Genomic DNA, 24,268 nt, shown 5'->3' on the forward strand with positions numbered 1-24,268 from the left:
TTCCGGCTACTCAAGGTAGCGGGAAGAGAAATCAAACTCCTAGCCCCTGCGCCTACGTTGTTCATCCGGAACGATATGGCGCCTGGGCCGTGGCGAAGTCAGCCACCAGGGTGCAGAGGGGAAACGCTCGCATCTCCCGACTTTGGAAAGGTGTTATGGTACCGCAACTCATTGATGCTTATGAGCGCAAGTTCTATTACCTGCGCTTGTCGATCACCGACGTGTGCAACTTTCGTTGCACCTATTGTCTGCCCGACGGCTACAAGCCGAGCGGCAGCCCGAAAAGCTTCCTGTCGCTGGATGAAATCCGCCGCGTCAGTCGCGCGTTCGCCGAACTGGGCACCGAAAAGGTGCGCCTGACCGGCGGCGAGCCTTCGCTGCGCCGCGATTTTACCGAGATCATCGCCGCCGTGCGGGAAAATCCGGCCATCCGCACGCTGGCGGTCACCACCAACGGCTACCGTCTGGCGCGCGACGTCGCCGCCTGGCGTGACGCCGGTCTGACGGCGATCAACGTCAGCATCGACAGTCTGGATCCCCGCCAGTTTCACGCCATTACCGGTCAGGACAAGTTCCGCCAGGTGATGGACGGCATCGACGCCGCCTTCAGCGCCGGTTTCAGCAAGGTCAAGGTCAACGCCGTGCTGATGCGCGACGTCAATCACCAGCAGCTCGGCGCGTTTCTCGCCTGGATCAAGGATCGGCCGATCCAGCTGCGCTTTATCGAACTGATGGAAACCGGCGAGGGGGGCGAACTGTTTCGCAAACACCACGTTTCCGGCGAAGTGATTCGCCTGCAGCTGGAGCAGCAGGGCTGGCAGCGCCAGGCGCGCGGCCGCAGCGACGGCCCGGCGCAGGTGTTCAGCCACTCGGATTACCAGGGTGAGGTGGGTCTTATCATGCCGTATGAAAAAGACTTCTGCGCCAGCTGCAACCGGCTGCGCGTTTCTTCCATCGGCAATCTGCACCTGTGCCTGTTCGGCGAGCAGGGGGTGCCCCTGCGCGATCTGCTGGCGGAGGACGGCCAGCTCGACGCGCTGAAGGCGCGCATTCAGAGCGGGCTGCTGAGCAAGAAGCAGACCCATTTCCTGCATCAGGGCAACAGCGGGATCACCCAGAACCTGTCGTTTATCGGCGGCTGACAGCCAATAGGAGCTTATTGAACCATGAGCCATGCGAGCAGCGAGTTTATTGCGGCGCATATCGCCATCCTGACCGTGTCCGACAGCCGCGGCGCGGCGGAAGACACCTCCGGCCAATATCTGCAGGAAGCGGCGCAGGAAGCCGGCCATCAGGTGGTGGATCGCGCCATCGTCAAAGATGACATTTACCAGATCCGCGCGCGGGTTTCCGCGTGGATTGCCGATGACAACGTGCAGGCGGTGCTGATCACCGGCGGCACCGGTTTTACCGCGCGCGACAACACGCCGGAAGCGCTGTTGCCGCTGTTCGACAGAGAGGTGGAAGGGTTCGGCGAACTGTTCCGCATGGTGTCGTACGAAGAGATCGGCACCGCGACGATCCAGTCGCGCGCGCTGGCCGGCCTGGCCAACCGCACGGTGATTTTCGCCATGCCGGGTTCCACCCGCGCCTGCCGCACCGCCTGGGAGCGGATTATCGAAGAGCAGTTGGACGCGCGCCATCGGCCGTGCAACTTCCAGCCCCATTTAAAGAAGCCCTGAGTCATGACACAGCTAACCCACATTAACGCCGCCGGCGAAGCCCATATGGTCGACGTTTCCGCCAAGGCCGAAACGGTGCGCGAGGCGCGCGCCGAAGCCTTCGTCGAGATGCTGCCCGCCACGCTGGCGATGATCGTCGACGGCAGCCATCACAAGGGCGACGTGTTCGCCACGGCGCGCATCGCCGGCATTCAGGCGGCCAAACGCACCTGGGAGCTGATCCCGCTGTGCCACCCGCTGATGCTGAGCAAAGTCGAAGTGCAGCTGGAGGCGCAAACGGAGCACAGCCGGGTGCGCATCGAAACCTGCTGCCGGCTGACCGGCAAAACCGGCGTCGAGATGGAGGCGCTGACCGCCGCCTCGGTGGCGGCATTGACTATCTATGACATGTGCAAAGCGGTACAGAAAGACATGGTGATCGGCCCGGTGCGCCTGCTGGCGAAAAGCGGCGGCAAATCCGGCGATTTTAAGGTGAACGCATGATCGATATTCTTTTCTTCGCGCAGGTGCGCGAACTGGTGGGCACCGGCGCGCTGTCGATGCCGGCGGATTACCCAACCGTCGAGGCGCTGCGCCAGGCGCTGTGCGCGCGCGGCGATCGCTGGGCGCTGGCGCTGGAGTCCGGCAAACTGCTGGCGGCGGTCAATCAGTCGCTGGTGGCGGCGGATCATCCGCTGCGCGCCGGCGATGAGGTGGCCTTCTTCCCGCCGGTCACCGGGGGATAAGCATGGAAAACACCCGCATTCGCGTGGGCGAAGCGCCGTTCAACGTCGGCGACGAGTATCAGTGGCTGGCACAGTGCGACGCCGACGGCGCGGTGGTGACCTTCACCGGCAAGGTGCGCAACCATAACCTCGGGGACGACGTCAGCGCGCTGACGCTGGAACACTACCCCGGCATGACCGAGAAGGCGCTGGCGGAGATCGTGGCCGAGGCGCGCAGCCGCTGGCCGCTGCAGCGCGTGACGGTGATCCACCGCGTCGGCGCGTTGTATCCCGGCGACGAGATCGTGTTCGTTGGCGTGACCGGCGCGCATCGCGGCATGGCGTTCGCCGCCAGCGAGTTCATCATGGACTACCTGAAGACCCGCGCGCCGTTCTGGAAGCGCGAAGCGACCGGCCAGGGCGATCGTTGGGTGGACGCTCGCGACAGCGATCGCGAGGCCGCGCAGCGCTGGCACGACGCGGCTAAATAACGCCTCAACAGCGGAAACAAATCAAGACCTTTGCCGCTTTCGCGCGGCCTATTCTGTGGTACGCTTATAGCAGGCGAAGCCCCGTTTGCGGGGCTTCGGAATCTTGTTTACAACGCAAAAGGTAACCGTCATGGACCGATATCCACGCTCTAATGGTTCAATCGTCGAACGTGCCAACAGCGGCATTCAGGCTTACATGGCGCAGGTTTACGGCTGGATGACCTGCGGTCTGCTGCTGACGGCGTTCGTTTCCTGGTATGCGGCCAATACGCCCGCGATCCTTAACTTCATCTTCTCCAGCCAGATCACCTTCTTCGGTCTGATCATCGCCCAGTTGGCGCTGGTGTTCGTGATTTCCGGCATGGTCAACCGCCTGAGCGGCGCGGTGGCCACCTCGCTGTTCATGCTTTACTCGGCGCTGACCGGGCTGACGCTGTCGAGCATCTTCATCGCTTATACCTACAGCTCGATCGCCAGCACCTTCGTGGTCACCGCCGGCATGTTCGGCGCCATGAGCCTGTACGGCTACACCACCAAGCGCGATCTGAGCGGCTTTGGCAGCATGCTGTTCATGGCGCTGATCGGCATCGTGCTGGCCTCGTTGGTGAACATCTGGCTGAAAAGCACCGCGCTGATGTGGGCGATTACCTACATTGGTGTGGTGGTGTTCGTCGGTCTGACCGCGTACGACACGCAAAAACTCAAAGCGATGGGCGAGCAGCTGAACGCCGATGATAAAGACGGCTTCCGCAAGTACGCCATCGTCGGCGCGCTGACGCTGTATCTCGACTTCATCAACCTGTTCCTGATGTTGCTGCGCATCTTCGGCAACCGCCGCTAAATCCGTCGTCTTTCAAGCCTTAGGGTATCTGGCGATCAAAAAGCTCTGCATGTGATATGCAGAGCTTTTTTTATGCGATCTTGCGGCGGAACAGCGCGTAGGCGGCGCTGCCGGTGGTGGCGGTGATCACCAGCAGCGGCCACAGGCTGCGCCAGATAATGCTGAAGCTGGCGTCCTTCAGGTAGATCTGCTTGGTGATGTCGGTGAAGTGGCGTATCGGGTTCACCCAGGTCAGATCCTGCAGCCACACCGGCATATTCTCCACCGGCGAGACATACCCCGAGAGCAGGATCGCCGGCATCATGAACACGAACACGCCGATAAACGCCTGCTGCTGAGTGGCGCACAGCGACGAGATCAGCAGGCCGAAACCGACCAGCGACAGCCCGTAGAGCAGCATGGTGGCATAGAACAGCAACAGCGATCCGGCGAACGGGATCTGGTACAGGAAGATGCCGATCAACAGCACGATGCTGGACTGGAAGCTGGCGACGATCAGCGCCGGCACCGCCTTGCCGATAAAGATCTGCCAGGTGGTGAGCGGCGAGACCAGCAGCTGTTCCAGCGTGCCCTGTTCGCGTTCGCGCGCCACCGACAGCGAGGTGACGATCAGCACGCCGATGGTGGTGATCATGGCGATCAGCGACGGTACCACAAACCATTTGTAGTCCAGATTCGGGTTATACCAGTTGCGCACCACCAGTTCGCTGTTGTTGGGTTTGGCGCGGTTGCCGAGCAGTTCGTTCTGATATTCCTGCACGATCTGCTGCACGTAGTTGGCGGCGATCTGCGCGCTGTTGGAGTTGCGCCCATCGAGCAGCAGCTGCAGCGGCGCGGTGTGGCCGGCGGCGATATCGCGCGAGAACTGCGCCGGGAAGCGGATCAGCAGCAGCGCCCGCTGGTTGTCGATGGTGGTCTTTATCTCCTGCGGATTGCGCAGCAGCAGCACATGGGAGAAGGCTTTGGCCTTGGCGAAGCGTTGGGTCAGCTCCACCGAGGCCTGGCCGCTGTCCTCACTGTAGACCGCGATGGTGGCGTTGGTGACTTCCAGCGTCGCGGCGAACGGGAACAGCAGCACCTGCAGGATCACCGGCATGATCAGGATGGCGCGGGTTTGCGGATCGCGCAGCAGCGCCTGCATTTCCTTGATGATAAGCGTCAACAGACGGTGAAACATCGCTCTTTCTCCTTAATCCAGCCGGCGCTGGGTTTTCCAGGCCGTCAGGCCGATGAACACCACGGCGGAAGCGATCAGGAACAGCAGATTGATCGCCAGCACGGTGCCGACGTTGCCCGCCAGGAACAGCGTTTGCAGCGTGCTGACGAAGTAACGCGCCGGAATGATGTAGGTCACCGCGCGCACGATGGCCGGCATGCTGTCGATTTGGAAAATGAAGCCGGACAGCATGATCGACGGCAGGAAGGCGGCGTTCAGCGCCACCATCGCCGCGTTGAACTGGTTGCGGGTGAGGGTGGAGATCAGCAGGCCCATGCCGAGGGTGCTGGCGAGGAACAGGCTGCTGATCAGCAGCAGGATCGGCAGCGAACCGCGATAGGGCACGCCGAGCACCCACACCGCCACCGCCATGCACAGCGCCATGGCGATCATGCCGAGGAAGTAATAGGGGATCAGCTTGGAGAGCAGCAGCTCGCTGCGCGTCACCTGGGTGGACAGCAGGGCCTCCATGGTGCCGCGCTCCCATTCGCGGGCGATCACCAGCGAGGTGAGAATGGCGCCGATCACCGTCATGATGATGGTGATGGCGCCGGGAATGATGTAGTGCCGGCTGATGGCCGCCGGGTTGAACCAGTAGCGCATCTGCACGTCAATCAGCGGCTTGTCGCTGCTTCCCCGATCGGCGGCGCGTTGCTGCTGCCAAACTTGCCATACGCCCTGGGCATAGCCCTGCACGAAGTTGGCGGTGTTCGGCTCGCTGCCGTCGGTGATCACCTGGATAGGGGCGCTGTCGTGCGGGCGCGCCATGCGCTGGTCGAAATCCACCGGGATCACCACCAGGCCGCGGATCGTGCCGGCCTGCATCTGCTGGATCAGCTGCTGGCGGTTGTCGCTGATGGTCGGTTCGATATAGGGCGAGCCGGCGAAGGCGTGGGCCAGATCGCGCGCGTCTTCGCTCTGTTGCTCCATCAGAATGCCCAGATGCAGCTTGCTGGAGTCCAGGTTGATGCCGTAGCCGAAGATAAACAGCAGCATCAGCGGGATGACGAAGGCGATCAGGCCGCTGCTGGGATCGCGCAGTATCTGCCGCGTCTCCTTCAGGCACAGCGCGCGCAGCCGGCGCCAAGAGAAGCCGCCGTCGTCGATTGGGGGTCGGTTATCGCTCACCGCGTTTCCTCCTCGTCGTAGCCCTGCACCAGCTCGATAAACGCCTGCTCCATCGAAGGGCTGGGATTGTCGTCGCGCGCCACCTGTTGTTTGAGATCGTCCGGCGTGCCGGCGGCGATGATCTTGCCGCGATACACCAGGCCGATGCGGTCGCAGTATTCCGCCTCGTCCATAAAGTGGGTGGTCACCATCACCGTGACGCCCTTGTCGACCATGCCGTTGATGTGCAGCCAGAACTCGCGCCGCGTCAGCGGATCGACGCCGGAAGTCGGTTCGTCGAGGAACAGAATATCCGGTTCGTGCATCAGCGCGCAGGCCAGCGCCAGGCGCTGTTTGAAGCCGAGCGGCAGCGCGTCCGGCGTCTGATCGAGGATTGGCGCGAAGTTGAAGGCGCGCGACATCTCGTCGATTTTGTCGCGCTGCGCCTTGCCGCCCAGGCCGTAGACGCCGGAGAAGAACTTCAGGTTCTGCGCCACCGTCAGGTTGCCGTACAGCGAGAATTTTTGCGCCATGTAGCCGAGGCGTTGGCGCGCCTTGCCGGAGCTGGTCTTCAGATCCATCCCCAGCACCAGCGCCTTGCCGCCGGACGGCACCAGCAGGCCGCACATCATTTTGAAGGTGGTGGACTTGCCGGCGCCGTTCGGGCCGAGCAGGCCGAAGATTTCTCCGCGCCGCACCTGAAAGTCGACGTGATCGGTGGCGGCGAAGTCGCCGAATTTTTTGGTCAGCTGCACCGCTTCGATCACCGTTTCGCCGCTTTCACCGTTGACGGTCGGCATGATCTCCGCCAGCGCCGAGCGATGGTTGGGGCCGCCGCCGAGCAGATCGATAAACGCATCCTCGAAGCGCGGATCCGCTTCGTCCAGTTCGGCGTCCGGCAGATCCAGCGCCTGCAGCAGCTGCCGGTGATCTTCGCCTTCTTTCAGGATCAGGCGCAGGTACTTGCCCTGGATCACGCCGTCGGTGACCGCCGGCAGGCAGATCGCCCGCTGCAGCAACGATCGATGGCTGCCCGGCGGCGCGGCGATCAACACCGTGCGCCCGGCCATGCGCTGGGTCAGATCCTGCGGCGCGCCGCTGAACAGCAGCTCACCCTCGTTGAGCAACAGCACTTCGCGGCACTGCTCGGCCTCGTCGAGATAAGAGGTGCTCCACAGGATCAACATGCCGTCGTTGGCCAGCTCGTGCACCATGCGCCACAGCTCGCGGCGCGAGATAGGATCGACGCCGACGCCCGGCTCATCCAGCAGCAGCACCTGGGGTTCGCCCACCAGCGTGCAGGCCAGTCCCAGTTTTTGCTTCATGCCGCCGGACAGCTTGCCCGCCAGGCGCTCGGTGAAGCGGGTCAGATCGGTGAATTTCAATAGCCGTTCGAAGGTCTGGCGCCGCAGATCGCCGGTGACGCCACGCAGATCGGCGTACAGCGTCAGGTTCTCCATCACCGTCAGATCCTCATACAGCCCGAACTTCTGCGGCATGTAGCCGAGGATCGCGTGCAGTTGACGATCCTGCGCGATCGGATCCAGCCCGGCGACCCGCAGCTTGCCGTTGCTGGGCTGCAGCAGCCCGGCCAGCATGCGCAGCAGGGTGGTTTTGCCGGCGCCGTCCGGGCCGACCAGCCCGATCACCGCGCCGCTGCGCAGGGTGGTGGTCAGGCTGGCGACCGCCGGTTTTTCAAGCGACGGGAAGCGTTTTTCCAGCCCTTCCAGCTCGATGGTGTGCGCCTGTTCCATGGCCGGCCTCAGGGTTTGGCGAAGCGCAGGGTGACCGGCATGCCCTGGCGCAGCGCGTCGTCGGCGTCGGTGACGATCACCCGCAGGCGGTACACCAGATCGGTGCGCAGATCCGGCGTTTCAACGCTTTTCGGCGTGAATTCCGCGGTCGGCGAGACGAAACCGATCTTGCCGTGGTAAGGCTTGCCGGGGCGGCCGTCGGTGTAGATCTCCAGCTCGGTGCCGGGCACCGCCTGGTTCAGGCTGGTTTCGTTGACGTAGGCGCGCACCCACACCGGCCGGGTCAACGACAGGGTGAACACCGTGCCGCCGGCGCCGAGCATGGTGCCCGGCTCTACCGCACGGGTCAGCACCGTGCCGGCGGAAGGGGAGAGCAGCGTGGCGTCTTGCAGGTTCAATTGCGCCTGCGCCAGCGCCGCTTCGCTTTGTGCCACCTCGGCCTTGGCCTGTTCAATCTCTTGCGGGCGATTGCCGCTGCGGTATTGTGACAGCTTGTCCTTCGCCGCCTGCAGATTGGCCTGCGCCTGATTGCGGGCGGTGCGCGCATCCTCCAGCGCGTCGGCGGACGTGGCGTTTTTCGCCCACAGCCCTTGCTGGCGCTTCAGGAAGCTGTCGGCGTAGGCGAAGGCGGACTGGCGCTGCGCCATTTCTGACTGCACCTGGGCGATCTCTTCGGTGCGATAGCCGGCCTGCAGCAGCGACAGTTTGGCACGCGCGCTGCCGAGGTTGGCCTCGGCCTGCTGCAGTGCGTTGCGATAGGGGGCATCGTCCAGTTTGCCGAGCAGCTGGCCCGGCTGAACGGCATCGCCTTCATCCACCGTCAGCGACGCCAGGCGGCCGTCGACGCGGAAGCCGAGGTTGACCGTGCGGATATCGACGTTGCCGTACAGCGTCAGCGGCTTATCCTGCTGCTGTTGGTAATGCCAGACCGCGTAAGCGGCGGCCGCGATCAGCAGAATTAACAACACGACCAAGGCACTGCGTTTTTTGTTCATAACACTCCCTGCCTGAATTTACGCGCCGTGACGTTGGCGCAGCCCAATAACCAAAATCTCGATATGCTCGCTCAGCACCGCCGCGATCTGCGCAGCTTCACTTTCACCAATCTCTTGCCAGCCGGCCTGACGGCGGATGGTCTCTCGCGCCACGCGGAACGACAGCACCTCGCCGATCAGCGCGTGGGTATGCAGCACCAGGCGAGTGGCGTGCTCGTCAATGCCGGTGGCGGCAGACAGCAGGCGGCACAGCCGCTCGTGCATCGGCGCGATCACCTGGCGGTGGATCAGCGGATAGGCCTCGGTCGGGGCGAGCTGTTCGCGCGACATGATTTTGCTCAGGTTCAGCGTGTGCGGCTGGGTCATCAGCTCGCTGAAGGCCAGCAGGCCGCGCTGCAGCAAGCGCAGCGCCGCGTCGGGTGAGCGTTGTTCGGGCGCTTCTTGCCCAAAGCGATCGACCTCTTCGGCCAACGGGGCGAACGCCTGCTGGATGAAATCGGCGAGCGACTGCGCCACGGCCAGATACAGCCCCTCTTTGGAGCTGAAGTAGTAGGTGATGGCGGCGATGTTCTGGCCGGCGCGCTGGGCGATATCGCGCGTGGTGGCGCCCTGCAGGCCGAATTCGCCGAACAGTTCGGTCGCCGCGGCGAGCAGTTGCCGGCGCGTTTGCTCGCCGCGCGCCCGGCCGGCGGCCTGATGAGGGACGGAAGCTGGCATGGGTCACGCTCGAAGTTAATCAATCATATGATTAACTTTATGCCAGATTGTCTAAAACGCAACCGCTAACCACAATGAGTTATGTGATCGGCTTCAGACAATGCTGAATTTACGGCAGATTGTGCTCTGGGTGCGTAAAAGTGCTTTTTATTGCGCGACTTCTGTTACAATCGCCGCCTGGTGCACTGCAGTTTGTGCCAATCCCTCGTGGTCATGCTTAATGCCCCGTCTGATCATCCTCCCAGGAAACTGCACCGAACACCGTTAGGTTAGGGGGGATCTGGAGTTTTTCTCTTTATGTCATTTGAAACCCTCGGCTTAAGTGCTGAAATTGTGCGCGCTGTTGAAGAACAGGGCTATCGCGAACCGACGCCAATCCAGCGTCAGGCTATCCCTGTCGTGCTTGAAGGTCGTGACCTGATGGCCAGCGCCCAGACCGGCACCGGTAAAACCGCCGGTTTTACCCTGCCGCTGTTGCAGCTGCTGAGCAAGCATGACCATCCGGTCAAGGGCCGTCGCCCGGTGCGCGCGCTGATCCTGACGCCAACCCGTGAGCTGGCGGCGCAGATCGGCGAAAACGTCGATGCCTACAGCAAACACCTGCGCCTGCGTTCGCTGGTGGTGTTTGGCGGCGTGAGCATCAACCCGCAGATGATGAAACTGCGCGGCGGCGTCGATATCCTGGTGGCGACGCCGGGCCGTCTGCTGGATCTGGAGCATCAGAACGCGGTTGACCTGTCCAAAATCGAAATTCTGGTGCTGGATGAAGCGGACCGCATGCTGGACATGGGCTTTATCCACGACATCCGCCGCGTGCTGGCCAAGCTGCCGGCCAAGCGTCAGAACCTGCTGTTCTCTGCCACGTTCTCCGACGACATCAAGGCGCTGGCCAACAAGCTGCTGCATAACCCGGCCTCGGTGGAAGTGGCGCGCCGCAACACCGCGTCCGAGCAGATCGAACAGAGCGTGCACTTCGTCGACAAGAAGCGTAAGCGGGAACTGCTGTCGCAGATGATCGGCGAAGGCGACTGGAAACAGGTGCTGGTGTTTACCCGCACCAAGCACGGCGCCAACCACCTGGCGGAACAGCTGAACAAAGACGGCATCACCGCCGCGGCGATCCACGGTAACAAGAGCCAGGGCGCCCGTACCCGTGCGCTGGCCGATTTCAAAGACGGCCGCATCCGCGTGCTGGTGGCCACCGACATCGCGGCGCGCGGTCTGGATATCGACCAGCTGCCGCACGTGGTGAACTACGAGCTGCCTAACGTGCCGGAAGACTATGTGCACCGTATCGGCCGTACCGGCCGTGCGGAACGCACCGGCGAAGCTATCTCGCTGGTGTGCGTGGATGAGCACAAGCTGCTGCGCGACATCGAACGTCTGCTGAAGCGTGAAATTCCGCGCATTGCGCTGCCGGGCTACGAGCCGGATCCGACCATCAAGGCCGAGCCGATCATCAACGGCCGTCAGGGTGGCGGGCGCGGCGCGCCGCGCGGCAACGGCGGCGGTCAGCGCAGCGGTAACGCGAACGGCGGCCAGCGTGAAAACCGTGGCAATGGCAACGCCCGCCCGCAGGGTGATGGCCAGCGTCGTTCCGGTGCGCCGTCTTCGCGCCGCCCGCGCAACCGCAAACCGGCCGAATAAGCCTGATTGCTCAAAGAGTAAGCCGCCGATACGGGCGGCTTTTTTTTTGCCTGGCGGAACGGCATTTTCGTACTAGGCTGGACGGTGGCTACCCCTAGATTCCAGGAGACGGAGATGAAATTGAAGTGCGCAATTCTCGATGATTACCAGCAGGTGGCGCTCAAGATGGCGGACTGGTCGGCGCTGGCCGATCGGGTGGAGGTGTCGGCCATCAGCGCGCACTTTACCGATGAAGCGGAGCTGGCGGTGCATCTGCAGGAGTGCGACATTTTGGTCATCATGCGCGAGCGCACGCCGATGACTGCCTCGCTGCTGGCGCGGCTGCCGAAGCTGAAGCTGCTGATCACCTCCGGCATGCGCAACGCCGCTATCGATCTGGCCGCCGCCGCCGAACGCGGCGTGGTGGTGTGCGGCACCGCCAGCGGCTCGGCCGCGCCGATGGAACTGACCTGGGCGCTGCTGCTCGGGCTGGCGAAGCATATCGTGCCGGAAAACGTCGGGCTGCGGAACAACGGCCCGTGGCAGCTGGGCTTGGGCGTCACGCTGCAAGGAAAAACGCTGGGGCTGCTGGGGCTTGGCAAGATCGGTGGCCAGATGGCCCGGGTGGCGCAGGCGTTCGGCATGCGGGTGCTGGCCTGGAGCCAGAACCTGACGGCGGAACGGGCGGCGCAGGAGGGCGCTGAGCTGGCGCCGTCCAAACGGGCGCTGTTTGAGCAGAGCGATTTTGTCTCCATTCACCTGGTGCTGAGCGAGCGCAGCCGCGGGTTGGTGGGGCGTGATGAATTGGCGGCGATGAAGCCCACCGCGTACCTGATCAATACCTCGCGCGCGGGCATCGTCGATCGGGCGGCGTTGGTGGACGTCCTGCAACAGCGGAAGATCGCCGGCGCCGGGCTGGACGTGTTCGAGACGGAGCCGCTGCCGGCCGACGACGTGTTTCGCCAGCTGCCCAACGTGCTGGCGACGCCGCATGTGGGTTATGTGGCGGACGACAATTACCGCGCCTACTTCACCGAGGCGGTCGAGGACATTGCGGCGTTCCTTGCCGGCCAACCGATCCGCCGGCTGGGCTGACGGCATTTTTAATGCCCGCTGAGGCTTGTCTGGCGCGGGCATTCACCCGTATCATTGCGGGTCTTTTTTTAGCTGGGATTGGTCATGCGCGTATTATTGGCTCCGATGGAGGGCGTTCTCGATTCTTTGGTGCGTGAGTTACTCACCGAAGTGAACGACTACGATCTGTGCATCACCGAATTCTTGCGCGTGGTCGATCAGCTGCTGCCGGCCAAGTCGTTCTACCGGCTGTGCCCGGAGCTGCGCCACGCCAGCCGCACGCCGTCGGGCACGCTGGTGCGGGTACAGCTGCTGGGGCAGTATCCGCAGTGGCTGGCGGAAAACGCCGCGCGTGCGGTGGAATTGGGCTCTTACGGGGTCGATCTCAACTGCGGCTGCCCGTCCAAGCTGGTGAACGGCAGCGGCGGCGGGGCGACGCTGCTCAAAGATCCGGAATTGATCTACCAGGGCGCCAAAGCGATGCGCGCGGCGGTGCCGGCTCATCTGCCGGTCACGGTGAAGGTGCGCCTGGGCTGGGACTCCTCCAATCGCAGCTTTGAAATCGCCGATGCGGTGCAGCAGGCGGGCGCCAGTGAGCTGACGGTGCACGGCCGCACCAAAGAGGACGGCTACAAGGCGGATCGCATCAACTGGGCGGCGATCGGCGAGATCCGTCAGCGGCTCAGCATCCCGGTTGTCGCCAACGGCGAGATCTGGGATCACCAGAGCGCACAGGATTGCCTGCAGGCGACCGGCTGCGACGCCATCATGCTGGGGCGCGGCGCGCTCAACGTGCCGAATCTGAGCCGGGTGGTGAAGTACAACGAGCCGCGCATGCCCTGGCCGCAGGTGGTTGAGCTGCTGCAAAAATATGTTCATCTGGAAAAGCAGGGCGACACCGGCCTGTATCACGTGGCGCGCATCAAACAGTGGTTGGGCTATTTGCGCAAAGAATATGACGAAGCCACCGAACTGTTCAGCGAAATACGCGCGCTGACGACATCCGGGGATATTGCGCGCGTCATCTGCCGCAGCTAAAAATAAACCCGCGCGCGGCGGGTTTATTTAAATTGGTATTATCAGGCGGCTTTGTCGAGACGGTTCAATTCTATCTCGATATCCTGAATGGTTTTTTCCAGCCCTTCCAGACAGGCGCCCTGTTTATTCAACAGGTCGTTAATGGCTTCGGCGAATGCCTTATTTTTGCATTCCCCCTGATCGAAGGCCAGCCAGTGTGCGGAGAGCGTCTCGGTATTTGCCTGTGCATAGTGGCGCATTTCCTTCAGCTGGGAAGCGACGTTGCGTAAATTATCCAGTTGCGCCTGTGCGTTTGCATTGTTGCTCATGAATTTCTCCTTGAGTTGGCCGTTAAATAATTTCGACTGCGGGACTAATCTTACCCTATCTAAATAAAAATATCACCCTGAGTGGTCTGGGTGGTTATTTTTGAGTGGGTGTGGGGATATTTATTATTCGGCTGAACAAGGACTTGGGTGGAATTGTAAAAATAGATAAATACGGTATTTTTGGCGATTATTTCCGGCCATCCCATACGGGATGACCGTTATTCTAACGCTTAAGAGTGATGCTTATTATGCCGCGTCCGCCAGCATAAACATGCCGTAGGGGTGAATTTCCAGATAATAGCGCTCGCCGACGTTCGGCTGCAGGCGGGTGGCGTTCACCTGCAGCAAAATCTGCTGCCCGTGCCACGCCACCGTCACCTCATACTGCGGCCCCATGTAGGCGACATGCTGGATCTCGCAGCGCTGGCTTTCATCGCCATGCTCGCTCAGCGTGATCGCCTCCGGGCGCACGCCCACCGTGCCGGCGCCCTGGGCGGCAAAGTGCGCGGGGCGCGGCAGGCGATAGCCGCTGATATCGACATGGTCGGCGCTGAAGCTGGCCGGGAACAGGTTGGCGTCCCCCATAAAGCTCGCCATAAAGCGCGAGGCGGGCTGCCGATAGAGATCCTGCGGCGACCCCATCTGCATGATATGCCCTTTGTTCATCACCAGCACGGTGTCGGAGACCGCAAAAGCCTCGCTCTGATCGTGGGTGACGTACAGCGACGTGATATCAAACTGCTTTTGCAGCTCGCGGATCTTTTCACGCATGCTGCGGCGCAGGTTGGCGTCGAGGTTGCTCAACGGCTCGTCGAACAGCAGCACTTTCGGCTTGAGGATCAGCGCGCGCGCCAGAGCCACGCGCTGCTGTTGGCCGCCGGAGATCTGATCGACATAGCGATCGTCAAACCCCGCCAGATCCACCATCGCCAGCGCTTCCTGCACGCGCGCTTTCACTTCGGCACGCGGGATGCCGAGCATCTTCAGGCCATAGCCGACGTTCTCCCCCAGTGACATATGCGGGAACAGGGCATAAGACTGGAACACCATGCAGATATCACGCTGCTGGATGGAACGATGGGTAACGTCTTCACCATCAATGAATATCTGCCCGTCGCTCGGCTTTTCCAGCCCGGCGACCAGGCGCAAAATGGTGGTCTTGCCGCAGCCGGAAGGGCCGAGCAGCGTCACCATTTGCCCCCGCGGGATGGTGAGCGTGATGTTATCGATTACCGTGTTGTTGCCGAACCGTTTGGAGACGTTGCGCAGTTCAACGAAATTTTTCTGGCTCATCATGGGCTCCATTACGCCTGGTTTTTGGCTTTTGAACGGGAGATGCGTGCCTCGCCGATCAGCCAGTCAAAGAGGAAAATAATCGCCAGCATCACCACGATCAGAATTGAACCGTAGGCGATCGCCACGCCGTATTCGCCGTCTTCCACGCGGTTGAGGATGTAGGCGGTGGCCACGCGGGTATCGGGGGTGACCAGGAAGACGATGGCGCTGACGGTGGTGATGGCGCGCACGAAGCTGTAGATCAGCGCCGACAGGATCGCCGGGCGCAGCAGCGGCAGCAGGATGTGCGTGATGGTGCGCAGCGAGCCGGCGCGCAGGCTGAGCGAGGCTTCGTCCAGCGATTTGTCTATCTGGCCCAGCCCGGCGATCCCGGCGCGAATGCCCACCGGCACGTTGCGCATCACCATCGAGATAATCACGATGGCGGCCGTGCCGGTGAGGTACACCGGCGCGCCGTTAAAGGCGAGAATGTAAGAGACGCCCGCCACGGTACCCGGCACCGCAAAGCACAGCATGGTGGTGAACTCGATGGTCTTTTTGCCCTTGAACTGCTGGCGCACCACGATCCAGGCGATCAGCAGGCCGAACGCGGCGGTGATCGGCGCGGCGATCCCGGCGTACAGCAGCGTGTCGAGCAGCGAAGGCCACGCGCCGTCGCTCATGCCCTGGCCGAACAGCTTGATGAAGTTATCCAGCGTCAGCGTGTAATCCACCCCCCAGTTGACGGTGAAGCTGCCGTAGAAAATGCTGCCGTAAAGCAGGGCGTTAAAGGCTACCCACACCGCCAGCAGCGCGATCACGCTCCATACCAGCGTGACCGGCAGCGGCTGTACGTCGCCGCGATAGGATTTGCCGGACACGGTGACGTAGGAACGCTTGCCGATCCACATATACTGGATGCAGAACACCAGCAGCGAGAACAGCAGCAGGAAGGCGCCGAGGGTGCTGGCGGCCTGATAATCGAGCTGTGAACCGGTAATGTAGAAATAGATTTGCGTCGCCAGCACGTCGAAGTTGCCGCCGAGCACCAGCGGGTTGCTGAAGTCGGCCAGCGATTGCACCACCACGATCAGAAACGCGTTGGCCAGCGCCGGTTTCAGCAGCGGCACGAACACGCCGTTAAAGGTTTGCCAACGGCTGGCGCGCAGGGTGTAGGAGGCCTCTTCCAGCGAAGGATGAATGGTCTTGATCGCGCCGTCGAGGATCATGAACGCCATCGGGGTGAACGCCAGCACCTGCGCCAGCCAGATGCCGGTAAAGCCATACAGCCAGTTGGTGTTGGTCAGGCCGAACCAGGCCACCATCCACTCGGTCACGTAGCCGGAGCGCCCCATCATCAGCGTGACGCCCAGGCCGACGACGAATGGCGGCGTGACGATGGGCAGGATGGAGAAGATACGGCCGATAATGGCGCTGCGCCTGGCGATGCGGGTGGTGTAAATCGCCAGCACCAGGCCGAAGAAGGTGCAGCCGGCGCCCACCGCGATCGACAGGGCGATGGAGTTGAGGATCACCTGGACGATGTGCGCCTGCGACAGCACGTTCATAAACGCCAGCGGCGCGAAAGCGCCCGTCTGGTCGGTGAACATCGGAATGAAAATCGCGATGCTCGGCCAGACGATGAAGACGCCGATCAGCGCTACGATGGTGACCAGCGCGCCGATAACGAAACGGTCGCCGCCCAGCCAGTCGAGGCGGGTCAGCGCCAACGTCATGATGGCGCCCAGCGCGGTCAACTGCACCAGGGTGGCGTAGCCTAAACCGCGTCCCGCCACCGTGGCGCTGACGACGATAAAGGCCATGCACAGCAGCGCCCAGCCGGCGTCGAACGCGTGGCGCCGCCGCCGTTCACCGCCCGCCGCAGCGTAAGGGCGCAGCAGCAGCAGGCTCGGCAGCAGGCACCAAAGCCAGCTGATATTGCGGTGCGACCAACCATAGGCCGCGAGGATCTCTTCGCCGGTGGACTCCAGCAGGCCGTAATCCAGGCTCCAGCTCGGCAGCAGGGCGAACGCCAGCCAGCCGAGCAAAACCCAAAGGAATATCGCATCTCGTTTTTTTACGAGATGGAGTGCATGTGTATGTGACATAAGTTTCCCGGATGTTCAGGCCGGGCAAGCCGTGAGGCTTACCCGGCAACAGGCGCAGAATGTGGGCTTATTTACCCATCTTGACTTCGCTGACCCATTTGTTGATCAGCGCCTTGCGGACCTCGGTTGAGCCGTACTTGTCCATGTCGTAGTTGATCAGCTTCAGATCGTCGAGCTTCAGCGAGTTCGGCGAGGTGTCGGCGGTGGTGTTGGTCAGGATCTGATAGGATTTGCCTTGCTTCCACGCCAGCTCCTGCGCCTCTTTCGACAGCACCCAATCCACGAACAGTTTGGCGTTGTCGAGGTTGCGCGCGCCTTTGAGGATGCTGACGCCGCCGATTTCATAGCCGGTGCCTTCGCAAGGCGAGATCAGCTCCAGCGGCGCGCCCTGTTCTTTTTCAAGCGAATAGTCATGCAGGAAACCGATGCCGATCGCCGTTTCACCGCGGGCGGCGTTGCGCGCCGGGGCAATGCCGGACTTGGTGTACTGCGAGACGTTGGCGTTCAGCTGCTTGAGGTAATCGAACGCCTGATCGTCTCCCCACAGCTGGGCAAAGGTCGCCAGCGCGGTATAGGCGGTGCCGGAGCTTTGCGGATCGGCGATTTGAATCTCGCCTTTGTATTCCGGCTTGGTCAGGTCTTTCCAGCATTTGGGCACCGGCAGGTTTTTCTCTTTCAGGCGTTGGGTGTTGACGCCAAAGCCGAGAATGCCGACGTAGACCGCCGAGGAGTAGTTGCCTTTCAACTTGGCCGGATCGCGGAATTGCGTCATCACCTGGTCGAGATTCGGCGATTTGTACGGCTGCAGCAGCCCCATTTCACCGGCCTGGGATTGCGGATCGAGCGTGCCGCCGTACCAGACGTCCGCCTGCGGGTTTTTCTTTTCGGCGTCCACTTTCGCCAGCGTGCTGCCGGAGCCGTTGCGGATGAACGAGGTTTTCACGTCATATTTCTCGCCGAAGGCTTTGGTTTCCGCTTCGCACATTTCATTGGTGGCGCTGCAGTAGACCACCAGGCGGCCCTTGGCGTGCGCGGCGCCGCTCAGAGTCGCCAGCGCGATGCCGGACGCTATCAGGGTAGTGACCCACGTTTTTTTCATTGTTCTATCCTTCTCTCGGTAGAGGTGGTAACGCTCGCCATCAGCAGCGGCATCAGCAATAAACCCATAAGAACGGCGGCGATGGACAGCAAACTGAACATGCCCGACCAGCCGTAGCCTTCGATAACCCGCGACAGCGGCCAGCCCGCCAGCGCCGCCCCCAGGTAGGCGAACAGGCCGAGAAAGCCGGTGATGGAGCCCGCGGCGCCTTTGTGCCCGCATTCCACGGCAGCGAGGCCAATCAACATCTGGGGGCCGAAGACAAAAAAGCCCACCGTAAAGAAACAGCCCGCCAGCAGCGCGTAGTGATGCACCGGCGCCAGCCACAGCGCGGCGACGGAAACCATCAGCCCGAGCGTGAACAGCAAAATCATCGGCGCGCGCTGCCCGCCGAACAGCAGATCCGAGCCCCAGCCGGCGAACAGCGCGCCGAGCAGGCCGCCTATCTCGAACAGCATCACCGTCGCGTTGGCGCTGAGCAGGTTGACGCCGTGGCTTTCCGTCAGCCACAGATTGCCCCAGTCGTTCAACGCAATGCGGATCAGGTAGACCAGCACGTAAGAGACGCCCAGCAGCCAGATCATCGGGTTCTTCAGCATCGTGGTGCGCAACATCCGCCACAGCCCCATCGGCGGGCTTTGCTGTTCCTGGCGCAGCTCCAGCGGATCGTGGCGCCACCGGCCGACCGACGGCAGGCCTTCTTCCTGCGGCGTGCCTGTCAGCCGCCGCGTCAGCCAGAGGCCCAACACCATGCTGACGGCCCCCGGGATCAACATCGCCGCCTGCCAGCCCCAGCGCTGGGCGGCGAAGGCGCTGATCAGCGGCACGATCGCGCCACCGAGGTTGATCGACATATTCCAGCAGCCCCACCAGAAGCCGCGCTCGTTGCGCGAATACCAGTGGGTCAGCAGCCGCGCGCAGGGCGGCCAGCCCCAGCCCTGAAAGAAGCCGTTCAGCGCCCAGACCGCCAACAGCAGCGTCAGCGATTCGCCGAAGGCGAACGCCACGTTCAGCACGCCGGTGGCGAACAGGCCGATCCCCATAAACCTGCGCTGCCCGTGGCCGTCGTGCCACAACCCGGCGGCGAATTTCGACAGGCCGTAGCTCAGATAAAACAGCGAGCCGAGCAGGCCGATGTCCCCTTTATCCAGCCCCAAATCCATTTGCAGCGCCGGCAGCACGTAATTCACGCTTTTGCGCGTCAGGTAAAAGGCGGCGTAGCCGATGACCATGTACAGCAGCAGTCGCGGGCGCAGCGCGCGGTAACGATGATCGATTTCAGATGCCGAGCGTGTCTGCATAGCCGTCTCCCTGGTGATGACTATAAGAAGGTGAAAGGGAAAGGGGATGAGAGAAAGTCCGGACTGGCTAAGACTTTTTCCTAGTTAGTCGGCGGTTTGTTGCAAATTTGTGGGCAGGTTAACAATTACCCGCGTGCCGCGCTGCGTGTCCAGCGTCAGTTCGCCGCCGAGCGCGCTGACCCGTTCGCGCATCCCCTGAATGCCGAGGCCGGGCGCCTTGTCCGCCCGGATGCCGATGCCGTTGTCCCGCACCTCGAGGTGCAAAAGTGCCCCCTGTTGATACAAAACGATGGCGACTTCGCTGGCTTCGGCGTGTTTGCACACGTTGTTGAGCAGCTCTTGCAGCAGCCGGTAGAGGGTGAAGCGCACCGTCTCGCCGGCGGGCGTGTCGATGAGTCGGTAGTCGAAACGGCAACGGATGCCCCGTTCGCTGAAGGCGAATTCATTCAGCAGGTGGTGAAGCGCGTCTTTGAACGCCAGCTCGTCCAGCGCGGGCGGGCGCAGCTGGCGCAGCAGCTGGCGCGTGGAGTGATGTATGCGCCGGGCGAGATCGGCTATCTGGTTCGCGGCGGCCTGGGTTTGCGCCGGATCGCGCGCCCGCTTGACCAGCTGCGACTGAATTTGAATCGCGGTGATGTTCTGGCCGATTTCATCGTGCAGCTCGCGCGCCAGGTTCTTTCGCGTGTCTTCTTCGGTGTGGATCAGTTTTTCGGTCAACGCCCGCCGCGCCGCCAACTCTTCTTCCAGCCGTCGGCGATAGTGGTGCAGGTTTTGCGCCAGGTGCTGCTGACGGCTGATGGCGATGCCCAGACCGATGCCAAGCAGCGCCTGCGTCGCCAGAAAGATTTCCAGCTCGACCAGATTGCCGAACCCCACGCCGACCTGTCGCGCGAGGGTGATCATCATGCTGCCGAGCAGGCCGGACAGCACGCCGCCCTGCCAGCCGAATTTCCACGCCATCACCACGTTCGGCAAAAACACCACGATCAGCAGCAGGCGTTCGATTTCCGGCGACAGCACCATCTGGGTGCCGATGCCGATAACGAAAAACAGGCTGCACCAGATGATTAAGGACGCGCGCAGCGGCGGGTTGCTGGTGTCCAGCCCCAGCAGATGGTAACGGTGCTGCTGGCGCAGAAATTCAAAAATCAGGTAGACGAACGGGGTCAGCAAGACGCCGCCGGTAAATGACGCCAGGCCGAGCAGCATCGCCGGGCTGTGCGCGAAAGGCGCAAGCAGGGCGGTATTGAGCAACGAGGCGGCGGTCACTGCGGCCAGCAGCAGCGTCAGCCGCTGCCAGTAGAGTGGAAAACGGCGCCAAAATCGCTGTGCGAGCGCGGCCGGGAGCAGGGTGATGAACGGCGCGGCCAGCAGGCTGTAGCCGCTCAGCAGGCGTTCGCCGTGCAGCCAGAACAGCAGCAGCACCGGCGGTATTATCAGGGCGGGCCAATAGCGGCGCGCCAGCAGGATCAGCAGCGCGAGATAGACGCCGTGAGGCAGAAACAGCGCCGCCTGATTGCCGTTGTGGGTCAGGTAGAAACCGAGCGTCCACAGCATCAGCCAGCCGCTGCCCCAGGCCAACAGGATAAACAGCGAGATAACCCAGGGCCGGAAGCGGGGCGACATCAATGCCCCGCCAGCAGCTGATGGTCGAGGGCGAAATGCACCAGTTCAATGGTGCTGCTGCACTGCAGCTTGCCCAGGACGTTGGCGCGATGCACGTGCACCGTTTTGTGGCTGAGATCGAGCTTGAAAGCGATCTCCTTTACGCTGTCGCCTTTGACCAGCAGATCGAAGATCTCGCGCTCGCGCGGGGTCAACGCTTCCAGCGCCGTGGCCGGCTGCTCGCCGCCGCGCAGCGCCCGCAGCGCGTCGGCGCACAGGTAATGGCCGCCCATATCGACGGAGCGCACCGCCTGCACCAGTTCTTCCGGCCCGCAGCGTTTGGTCAGATAGCCGCTGGCGCCGGCATCCAGCGCGCTCTGCACGAAGGTCGGGGTATCATAGATACTGAGGATGATCGCACGAAACTGCGGCTTCTGCGCCCGCAGGCGTTTCAACAGGCTCAGGCCGTTTTCATCCGGCATGGCGATGTCCATCACCGCGACGCTGACGTCGTCGCGCAGCAATGCCGGCCAGGCCGCCGCCGCGCTGCTGTATTGCCCCACCACGTCGAGATCGTCCTCGAGGCTGAGCAATTGCGCAAAGCCGGAGCGCACCACCACATGGTCATCCACCAGTATCACACGGATCATTTTTCGCACTCTATTGCCGAATCATGGCCCTATGATGCCTGCCGCCGCGGTGCTGGCAATCAGCCAAGCGCGGTTATGCAATCGGTGTAACAGAATCGTAATAAAAGGGCGCCGCCGGCGCCGTCAACGCTCCAAATCGATGGCGAAATGCTGCCACAGTACGGCGCGCCGTTCCTCTTCCGAATGCAACGTCGTTTCGTGGCGTTGGTGATCTTCGGTCACGATCAGCTTCATGTCGCTGAGGGTCACCCGGCCGTGGTCCGTCGGCCGTGAACACACCAGGCGCTGGGTGAAGTGCGACTGCGGCGAGGTGCTGTGGAATCGGCACATCTCGTCGAACTCAGACAACTCGCGCGGCTGAACGGTAAAGCGATACAGCGTTTTGGCATGCGAGCGTTGGTCGCCGTTGCGGCGCTCCAGCAGGTAATTCTCGCCTTCCCGCTCCAGGTGGAAGGTGCCGCTGGCCTGCGGTTGCGGCTCGGCGACGACGATTTTGAGCGGCGTCAGGAAGGAATCGCCAAAACCGACATCCACCAGCCAGGCCTGCCCCGCCAGATCCACCCGCAGCGCCAGATGGTCGTAGGGCGGGCCGAAATGGCCGTCGCGCGCGCGGATCTCGCCGGAGATAAAGCTCACCTTGAAACCGATCTCCCGCAACAGCAGGGCGAACAGCGTGTTCAGCTCATAACAGAAACCGCCGCGGTTACGCTCGACCACCTTGCTGAACAGCGCTTCGGGCGCCAGCTGAATACCCTGATGATAAATAATGCTCAGGTTCTCGAACGGGACGCTCAGCATGTGGCGATGGTGCAGCTGTTGCAACGTGGGGAGGTCAGGGCGGGCGGTGCCGGCAAAGCCGATATGCTGCAGGTAGCGTTGGGTATCCACAGGGTGTCTCGCATGAGAAAAAGTAGGCATAAAATAGCGGGCTTTGCGGTATTTGTGAGCGCATTCCGTGCTGCGTTGTCGCTGCTGCCGCAAACTGTCACTTGCCGGCGCTAGCCTGTCCCCCTGAGTTCAACGTTGCAGGAGAACGACTATGCAAGATTTCAAACATCGGGTGGCGCTGGTGACCGGCGCATCCACCGGCATTGGCGAAGCGATCGCCGCCGAGCTGTTTCGGCGCGGAGCCACGGTGGTGATGACCGGCCGCCACGCTGCGCCTCTCGCCGCCGCCGCCGCGCGGCTCGATCCCGATGGCCGGCGGGTGATGACGTTGCGGATGGACGTGCGCGACGCGCAGTCGGTGCAGCAGGGGATTGAAGAGATCGTGCGGCGCTGCGGCGCGCTGCATCTGCTGGTCAACAACGCCGGGATCACCGGCCCGCACGAGGTGGATATCGATCGGTACACGGTCGAAGATTGGCATGAGGTGATCGCCACCTGCCTGAGCGGCACGTTTTTCGGCATGAAGTACGGCCTGCCGGCGATCGTCGCCGGCGGCGGCGGGGCGGTGGTGAACCTCTCTTCCGCCAACGGCGTGGTGGGCATTGCCGGGATTGCGCCCTATACCGCCGCCAAGCATGGCGTGCTGGGCCTGACGCGCTCGGCGGCGCTGGAATTCGCTACGCGCGGCGTGCGCGTCAACGCCGTCGGGCCGGGCTATGTAGATACGCCGGCGATGGGGGAACTGCCGGCGTCGGCGCGGGCGCAGATGGCCGCTTCGCACCCGATGGGGAGAATGGCGACGCGGGAAGAGGTGGCGAAAACGGTGGCTTTCCTGCTTTCGGACGACAGCAGTTTCACCACCGGTGCGTTTTACAGCATCGACGGCGGTTATACCGCGTGCTGAGCCAGCGCCTGCAGCCAACGGAGAAACGCCGCTGCGCCGGTTTTTTCCAGCGTACGCGGCGGGTAAACCACGTAGTAGGGCTTGCTGAGCGGCAGCGCCGGTTCGGCCAGGGTGACCAGCCGGCCCTCCGCCAGTTCACGGGCGATCAGCCGCCGCTGGCCGAGCAGCACCCCGCGCCCTTGTACGGCGGCGTCGATGGCCAGCGAGGTCAGGTTATAGGTCAGCCCGCGCCGCGGCGGCGGCGACCGATCGGCGGCGGTGAACCACTCGTGCCAGCCCGGCAGAAACTGGCTCTCCTTGCCCCAGTCGACGTGGATCAGCGGCAGCTGCGTCCAGTCGCCGCGATCGCGCAGCGCCGGGCTGCATACCGGCTGCACCCGATCCTGAAACAGCTGCACCTTTTCCAGCAGCGGATAATCCTGATCGCCGAAGCACAGGGCGAAATCCGCCGCCGAACGGGCGAAATCGACCGCCGCATGGGTCGCGTGCAGCCGCAGATCGCCGTCGGGGCACTGCGCCAGCCAGTCGCCCAGCGCCGGATTCAGCCATTTAGACGCCAGCGCCGGCAGGGCGAACACCGTCAGCGCCTGTTTGCCGCGCTGGCGTTCGACGTGTTGCTGCGCCACGCGCAGCGTTTCAAACGCTTCCTGCACGTAGGCCAGGTAGTCCGCGCCCTGTTCGGTCAGCGTGACGCCGCTTTTGGCGCGAATGAACAGCGTGATGCCCAGATGTTGTTCGAGCTGGCGGATCTGCTGGCTGACTGCGGCGGCGGTCAGCGCCAGCGCATCCGCCGCACGGGCCAGGCTGCCGGTGCGAGCGGCGGTTTCGAACGCCAGAATGGCGCTCAGCTTGGGCAAGCGCGCACGGGACGGTGAGTGCATGAGC

At 62.7% G+C, this 24,268-nt stretch carries 24 protein-coding genes and 1 riboswitch; of the genes, 10 read left to right on the forward strand and 14 right to left on the reverse strand.

The genetic code is table 11. The features are described 5' to 3' along the window. Positions 1 to 24: 24 nt before the first annotated feature. A riboswitch (molybdenum cofactor riboswitch) is annotated at positions 25 to 169 on the forward strand. The 6 genes from moaA (at position 156) to ACJ8PN_RS02115 (ending at position 3,718) form a co-directional block, all read left to right on the forward strand. Beyond that, positions 156 to 1,142, forward strand: coding sequence for a GTP 3',8-cyclase MoaA (gene moaA, locus ACJ8PN_RS02090; RefSeq protein ID WP_162091434.1), 987 nt, complete (start codon positions 156 to 158; stop codon positions 1,140 to 1,142). Its footprint overlaps the riboswitch before it by 14 nt. 24 nt (positions 1,143 to 1,166) lie before the next feature. Further along, positions 1,167 to 1,682, forward strand: coding sequence for a molybdenum cofactor biosynthesis protein B (moaB, locus tag ACJ8PN_RS02095; protein ID WP_019453987.1), 516 nt, complete (start codon positions 1,167 to 1,169; stop codon positions 1,680 to 1,682). A gap of 3 nt (positions 1,683 to 1,685) precedes the next feature. Next, complete coding sequence (moaC, locus tag ACJ8PN_RS02100; protein WP_004939770.1) at positions 1,686 to 2,165, forward strand: cyclic pyranopterin monophosphate synthase MoaC; 480 nt, start codon at positions 1,686 to 1,688, stop codon at positions 2,163 to 2,165. Then, positions 2,162 to 2,407, forward strand: coding sequence for a molybdopterin synthase sulfur carrier subunit (moaD, locus tag ACJ8PN_RS02105; RefSeq protein WP_004939768.1), 246 nt, complete (start codon positions 2,162 to 2,164; stop codon positions 2,405 to 2,407). The genes moaC and moaD overlap by 4 nt, the downstream gene beginning before the upstream one ends. A gap of 2 nt (positions 2,408 to 2,409) precedes the next feature. After that, the gene (moaE, locus tag ACJ8PN_RS02110) at positions 2,410 to 2,877 is read left to right on the forward strand and encodes a molybdopterin synthase catalytic subunit MoaE (protein ID WP_033633871.1); all 468 of its coding nucleotides are present in this window, start codon (positions 2,410 to 2,412) and stop codon (positions 2,875 to 2,877) included. Between the two features lie 130 nt (positions 2,878 to 3,007). Beyond that, on the forward strand, positions 3,008 to 3,718 hold the full coding sequence (locus ACJ8PN_RS02115) for a Bax inhibitor-1/YccA family protein (RefSeq protein ID WP_004939761.1): 711 nt from the start codon (positions 3,008 to 3,010) through the stop codon (positions 3,716 to 3,718). Positions 3,719 to 3,788: 70 nt separating this feature from the next. Here ACJ8PN_RS02115 and ACJ8PN_RS02120 read toward each other — a convergent pair whose 3' ends face one another. The 5 genes from ACJ8PN_RS02120 to cecR are packed head-to-tail and all read right to left on the reverse strand — an operon-like array spanning position 3,789 to position 9,507. Then, positions 3,789 to 4,895, reverse strand: coding sequence for an ABC transporter permease (locus ACJ8PN_RS02120; protein ID WP_015377019.1), 1,107 nt, complete (start codon positions 4,893 to 4,895; stop codon positions 3,789 to 3,791). Between the two features lie 12 nt (positions 4,896 to 4,907). Further along, on the reverse strand, positions 4,908 to 6,062 hold the full coding sequence (locus ACJ8PN_RS02125) for an ABC transporter permease (RefSeq protein WP_033633869.1): 1,155 nt from the start codon (positions 6,060 to 6,062) through the stop codon (positions 4,908 to 4,910). Then, positions 6,059 to 7,795 (reverse strand): ATP-binding cassette domain-containing protein, encoded by a 1,737-nt coding sequence (locus ACJ8PN_RS02130; protein WP_442534564.1) that lies wholly within the window; start codon positions 7,793 to 7,795, stop codon positions 6,059 to 6,061. The genes ACJ8PN_RS02125 and ACJ8PN_RS02130 overlap by 4 nt, the downstream gene beginning before the upstream one ends. Before the next feature lie 8 nt (positions 7,796 to 7,803). Then, positions 7,804 to 8,790: a secretion protein HlyD gene (hlyD, locus tag ACJ8PN_RS02135; protein WP_442534565.1), complete on the reverse strand. Its 987-nt coding sequence runs from the start codon at positions 8,788 to 8,790 to the stop codon at positions 7,804 to 7,806. Positions 8,791 to 8,808: 18 nt separating this feature from the next. Continuing rightward, positions 8,809 to 9,507 carry a transcriptional regulator CecR gene (gene cecR / locus ACJ8PN_RS02140; protein WP_021503995.1) on the reverse strand — a complete coding sequence of 233 codons (699 nt, stop codon included), beginning with the start codon at positions 9,505 to 9,507 and terminating at the stop codon, positions 8,809 to 8,811. Positions 9,508 to 9,804: 297 nt separating this feature from the next. Here cecR and rhlE point away from each other — a divergent pair, with 297 nt between their 5' ends. The 3 genes from rhlE to dusC all read left to right on the forward strand — a co-directional run bounded on the left by rhlE (position 9,805) and on the right by dusC (position 13,245). Beyond that, positions 9,805 to 11,154, forward strand: a complete 1,350-nt coding sequence (gene rhlE / locus ACJ8PN_RS02145; RefSeq protein ID WP_171453527.1) for an ATP-dependent RNA helicase RhlE — start codon at positions 9,805 to 9,807, stop codon at positions 11,152 to 11,154. A 114-nt stretch (positions 11,155 to 11,268) separates the two neighbouring features. Further along, complete coding sequence (locus ACJ8PN_RS02150) at positions 11,269 to 12,228, forward strand: D-2-hydroxyacid dehydrogenase family protein (protein WP_171453528.1); 960 nt, start codon at positions 11,269 to 11,271, stop codon at positions 12,226 to 12,228. Positions 12,229 to 12,312: 84 nt separating this feature from the next. After that, positions 12,313 to 13,245, forward strand: coding sequence for a tRNA dihydrouridine(16) synthase DusC (dusC, locus tag ACJ8PN_RS02155; RefSeq protein ID WP_004939740.1), 933 nt, complete (start codon positions 12,313 to 12,315; stop codon positions 13,243 to 13,245). Between the two features lie 41 nt (positions 13,246 to 13,286). Here the strand turns inward: dusC and ACJ8PN_RS02160 are convergent, their stop codons facing one another. From ACJ8PN_RS02160 to ACJ8PN_RS02195, 8 genes are all read right to left on the reverse strand, one after another. After that, positions 13,287 to 13,553: a hypothetical protein gene (locus ACJ8PN_RS02160; RefSeq protein ID WP_004939738.1), complete on the reverse strand. Its 267-nt coding sequence runs from the start codon at positions 13,551 to 13,553 to the stop codon at positions 13,287 to 13,289. Between the two features lie 246 nt (positions 13,554 to 13,799). Beyond that, complete coding sequence (gene fbpC, locus ACJ8PN_RS02165) at positions 13,800 to 14,846, reverse strand: ferric ABC transporter ATP-binding protein (RefSeq protein WP_171455031.1); 1,047 nt, start codon at positions 14,844 to 14,846, stop codon at positions 13,800 to 13,802. An 11-nt stretch (positions 14,847 to 14,857) separates the two neighbouring features. Next, positions 14,858 to 16,936, reverse strand: coding sequence for an ABC transporter permease (locus ACJ8PN_RS02170; RefSeq protein WP_437189204.1), 2,079 nt, complete (start codon positions 16,934 to 16,936; stop codon positions 14,858 to 14,860). A 67-nt stretch (positions 16,937 to 17,003) separates the two neighbouring features. Beyond that, the gene (locus ACJ8PN_RS02175) at positions 17,004 to 18,035 is read right to left on the reverse strand and encodes an ABC transporter substrate-binding protein (RefSeq protein WP_004939729.1); all 1,032 of its coding nucleotides are present in this window, start codon (positions 18,033 to 18,035) and stop codon (positions 17,004 to 17,006) included. Further along, on the reverse strand, positions 18,032 to 19,354 hold the full coding sequence (gene uhpC, locus ACJ8PN_RS02180; protein ID WP_351107249.1) for an MFS transporter family glucose-6-phosphate receptor UhpC: 1,323 nt from the start codon (positions 19,352 to 19,354) through the stop codon (positions 18,032 to 18,034). Before uhpC ends, ACJ8PN_RS02175 begins: the two co-directional genes overlap by 4 nt. A gap of 66 nt (positions 19,355 to 19,420) precedes the next feature. Continuing rightward, positions 19,421 to 20,962 carry an MASE1 domain-containing sensor histidine kinase gene (locus ACJ8PN_RS02185; RefSeq protein ID WP_015377032.1) on the reverse strand — a complete coding sequence of 514 codons (1,542 nt, stop codon included), beginning with the start codon at positions 20,960 to 20,962 and terminating at the stop codon, positions 19,421 to 19,423. Then, entirely contained in the window at positions 20,962 to 21,591 is a 630-nt protein-coding gene (locus ACJ8PN_RS02190; protein WP_033633858.1) for a response regulator transcription factor, read from the reverse strand. The genes ACJ8PN_RS02185 and ACJ8PN_RS02190 overlap by 1 nt, the downstream gene beginning before the upstream one ends. A gap of 123 nt (positions 21,592 to 21,714) precedes the next feature. Next, complete coding sequence (locus ACJ8PN_RS02195; RefSeq protein ID WP_442534566.1) at positions 21,715 to 22,479, reverse strand: arylamine N-acetyltransferase family protein; 765 nt, start codon at positions 22,477 to 22,479, stop codon at positions 21,715 to 21,717. Positions 22,480 to 22,630: 151 nt separating this feature from the next. Between ACJ8PN_RS02195 and ACJ8PN_RS02200 the strand changes: the two genes are divergently transcribed. Then, on the forward strand, positions 22,631 to 23,383 hold the full coding sequence (locus tag ACJ8PN_RS02200; RefSeq protein WP_049187178.1) for an SDR family NAD(P)-dependent oxidoreductase: 753 nt from the start codon (positions 22,631 to 22,633) through the stop codon (positions 23,381 to 23,383). Here the strand turns inward: ACJ8PN_RS02200 and ACJ8PN_RS02205 are convergent. Continuing rightward, positions 23,368 to 24,264, reverse strand: coding sequence for a LysR substrate-binding domain-containing protein (locus ACJ8PN_RS02205; RefSeq protein WP_351107062.1), 897 nt, complete (start codon positions 24,262 to 24,264; stop codon positions 23,368 to 23,370). The genes ACJ8PN_RS02200 and ACJ8PN_RS02205 overlap by 16 nt on opposite strands. Positions 24,265 to 24,268: the final 4 nt, after the last annotated feature.

The sequence above is a fragment of the Serratia sp. CY76391 genome (genome assembly GCF_052166695.1).
GTDB lineage: Bacteria > Pseudomonadota > Gammaproteobacteria > Enterobacterales > Enterobacteriaceae > Serratia > Serratia nematodiphila.

What these genes read in the sequence shown, in the direction of transcription:
- ACJ8PN_RS02175 (WP_004939729.1), bottom strand. Translation starts at nt 18,035, where the DNA reads ATGAAAAAAACGTGGGTCACTACCCTGATAGCGTCCGGCATCGCGCTG.
- hlyD (WP_442534565.1), bottom strand. Translation starts at nt 8,790, where the DNA reads ATGAACAAAAAACGCAGTGCCTTGGTCGTGTTGTTAATTCTGCTGATC.
- moaD (WP_004939768.1), top strand. Translation starts at nt 2,162, where the DNA reads ATGATCGATATTCTTTTCTTCGCGCAGGTGCGCGAACTGGTGGGCACC.
- ACJ8PN_RS02120 (WP_015377019.1), bottom strand. Translation starts at nt 4,895, where the DNA reads ATGTTTCACCGTCTGTTGACGCTTATCATCAAGGAAATGCAGGCGCTG.
- fbpC (WP_171455031.1), bottom strand. Translation starts at nt 14,846, where the DNA reads ATGAGCCAGAAAAATTTCGTTGAACTGCGCAACGTCTCCAAACGGTTC.
- ACJ8PN_RS02190 (WP_033633858.1), bottom strand. Translation starts at nt 21,591, where the DNA reads ATGATCCGTGTGATACTGGTGGATGACCATGTGGTGGTGCGCTCCGGC.
- ACJ8PN_RS02115 (WP_004939761.1), top strand. Translation starts at nt 3,008, where the DNA reads ATGGACCGATATCCACGCTCTAATGGTTCAATCGTCGAACGTGCCAAC.
- rhlE (WP_171453527.1), top strand. Translation starts at nt 9,805, where the DNA reads ATGTCATTTGAAACCCTCGGCTTAAGTGCTGAAATTGTGCGCGCTGTT.
- moaB (WP_019453987.1), top strand. Translation starts at nt 1,167, where the DNA reads ATGAGCCATGCGAGCAGCGAGTTTATTGCGGCGCATATCGCCATCCTG.
- ACJ8PN_RS02150 (WP_171453528.1), top strand. Translation starts at nt 11,269, where the DNA reads ATGAAATTGAAGTGCGCAATTCTCGATGATTACCAGCAGGTGGCGCTC.
- moaE (WP_033633871.1), top strand. Translation starts at nt 2,410, where the DNA reads ATGGAAAACACCCGCATTCGCGTGGGCGAAGCGCCGTTCAACGTCGGC.
- ACJ8PN_RS02185 (WP_015377032.1), bottom strand. Translation starts at nt 20,962, where the DNA reads ATGTCGCCCCGCTTCCGGCCCTGGGTTATCTCGCTGTTTATCCTGTTG.
- ACJ8PN_RS02205 (WP_351107062.1), bottom strand. Translation starts at nt 24,264, where the DNA reads ATGCACTCACCGTCCCGTGCGCGCTTGCCCAAGCTGAGCGCCATTCTG.
- dusC (WP_004939740.1), top strand. Translation starts at nt 12,313, where the DNA reads ATGCGCGTATTATTGGCTCCGATGGAGGGCGTTCTCGATTCTTTGGTG.
- moaC (WP_004939770.1), top strand. Translation starts at nt 1,686, where the DNA reads ATGACACAGCTAACCCACATTAACGCCGCCGGCGAAGCCCATATGGTC.
- ACJ8PN_RS02170 (WP_437189204.1), bottom strand. Translation starts at nt 16,936, where the DNA reads ATGTCACATACACATGCACTCCATCTCGTAAAAAAACGAGATGCGATA.
- ACJ8PN_RS02200 (WP_049187178.1), top strand. Translation starts at nt 22,631, where the DNA reads ATGCAAGATTTCAAACATCGGGTGGCGCTGGTGACCGGCGCATCCACC.
- ACJ8PN_RS02130 (WP_442534564.1), bottom strand. Translation starts at nt 7,795, where the DNA reads ATGGAACAGGCGCACACCATCGAGCTGGAAGGGCTGGAAAAACGCTTC.
- cecR (WP_021503995.1), bottom strand. Translation starts at nt 9,507, where the DNA reads ATGCCAGCTTCCGTCCCTCATCAGGCCGCCGGCCGGGCGCGCGGCGAG.
- ACJ8PN_RS02160 (WP_004939738.1), bottom strand. Translation starts at nt 13,553, where the DNA reads ATGAGCAACAATGCAAACGCACAGGCGCAACTGGATAATTTACGCAAC.
- moaA (WP_162091434.1), top strand. Translation starts at nt 156, where the DNA reads ATGGTACCGCAACTCATTGATGCTTATGAGCGCAAGTTCTATTACCTG.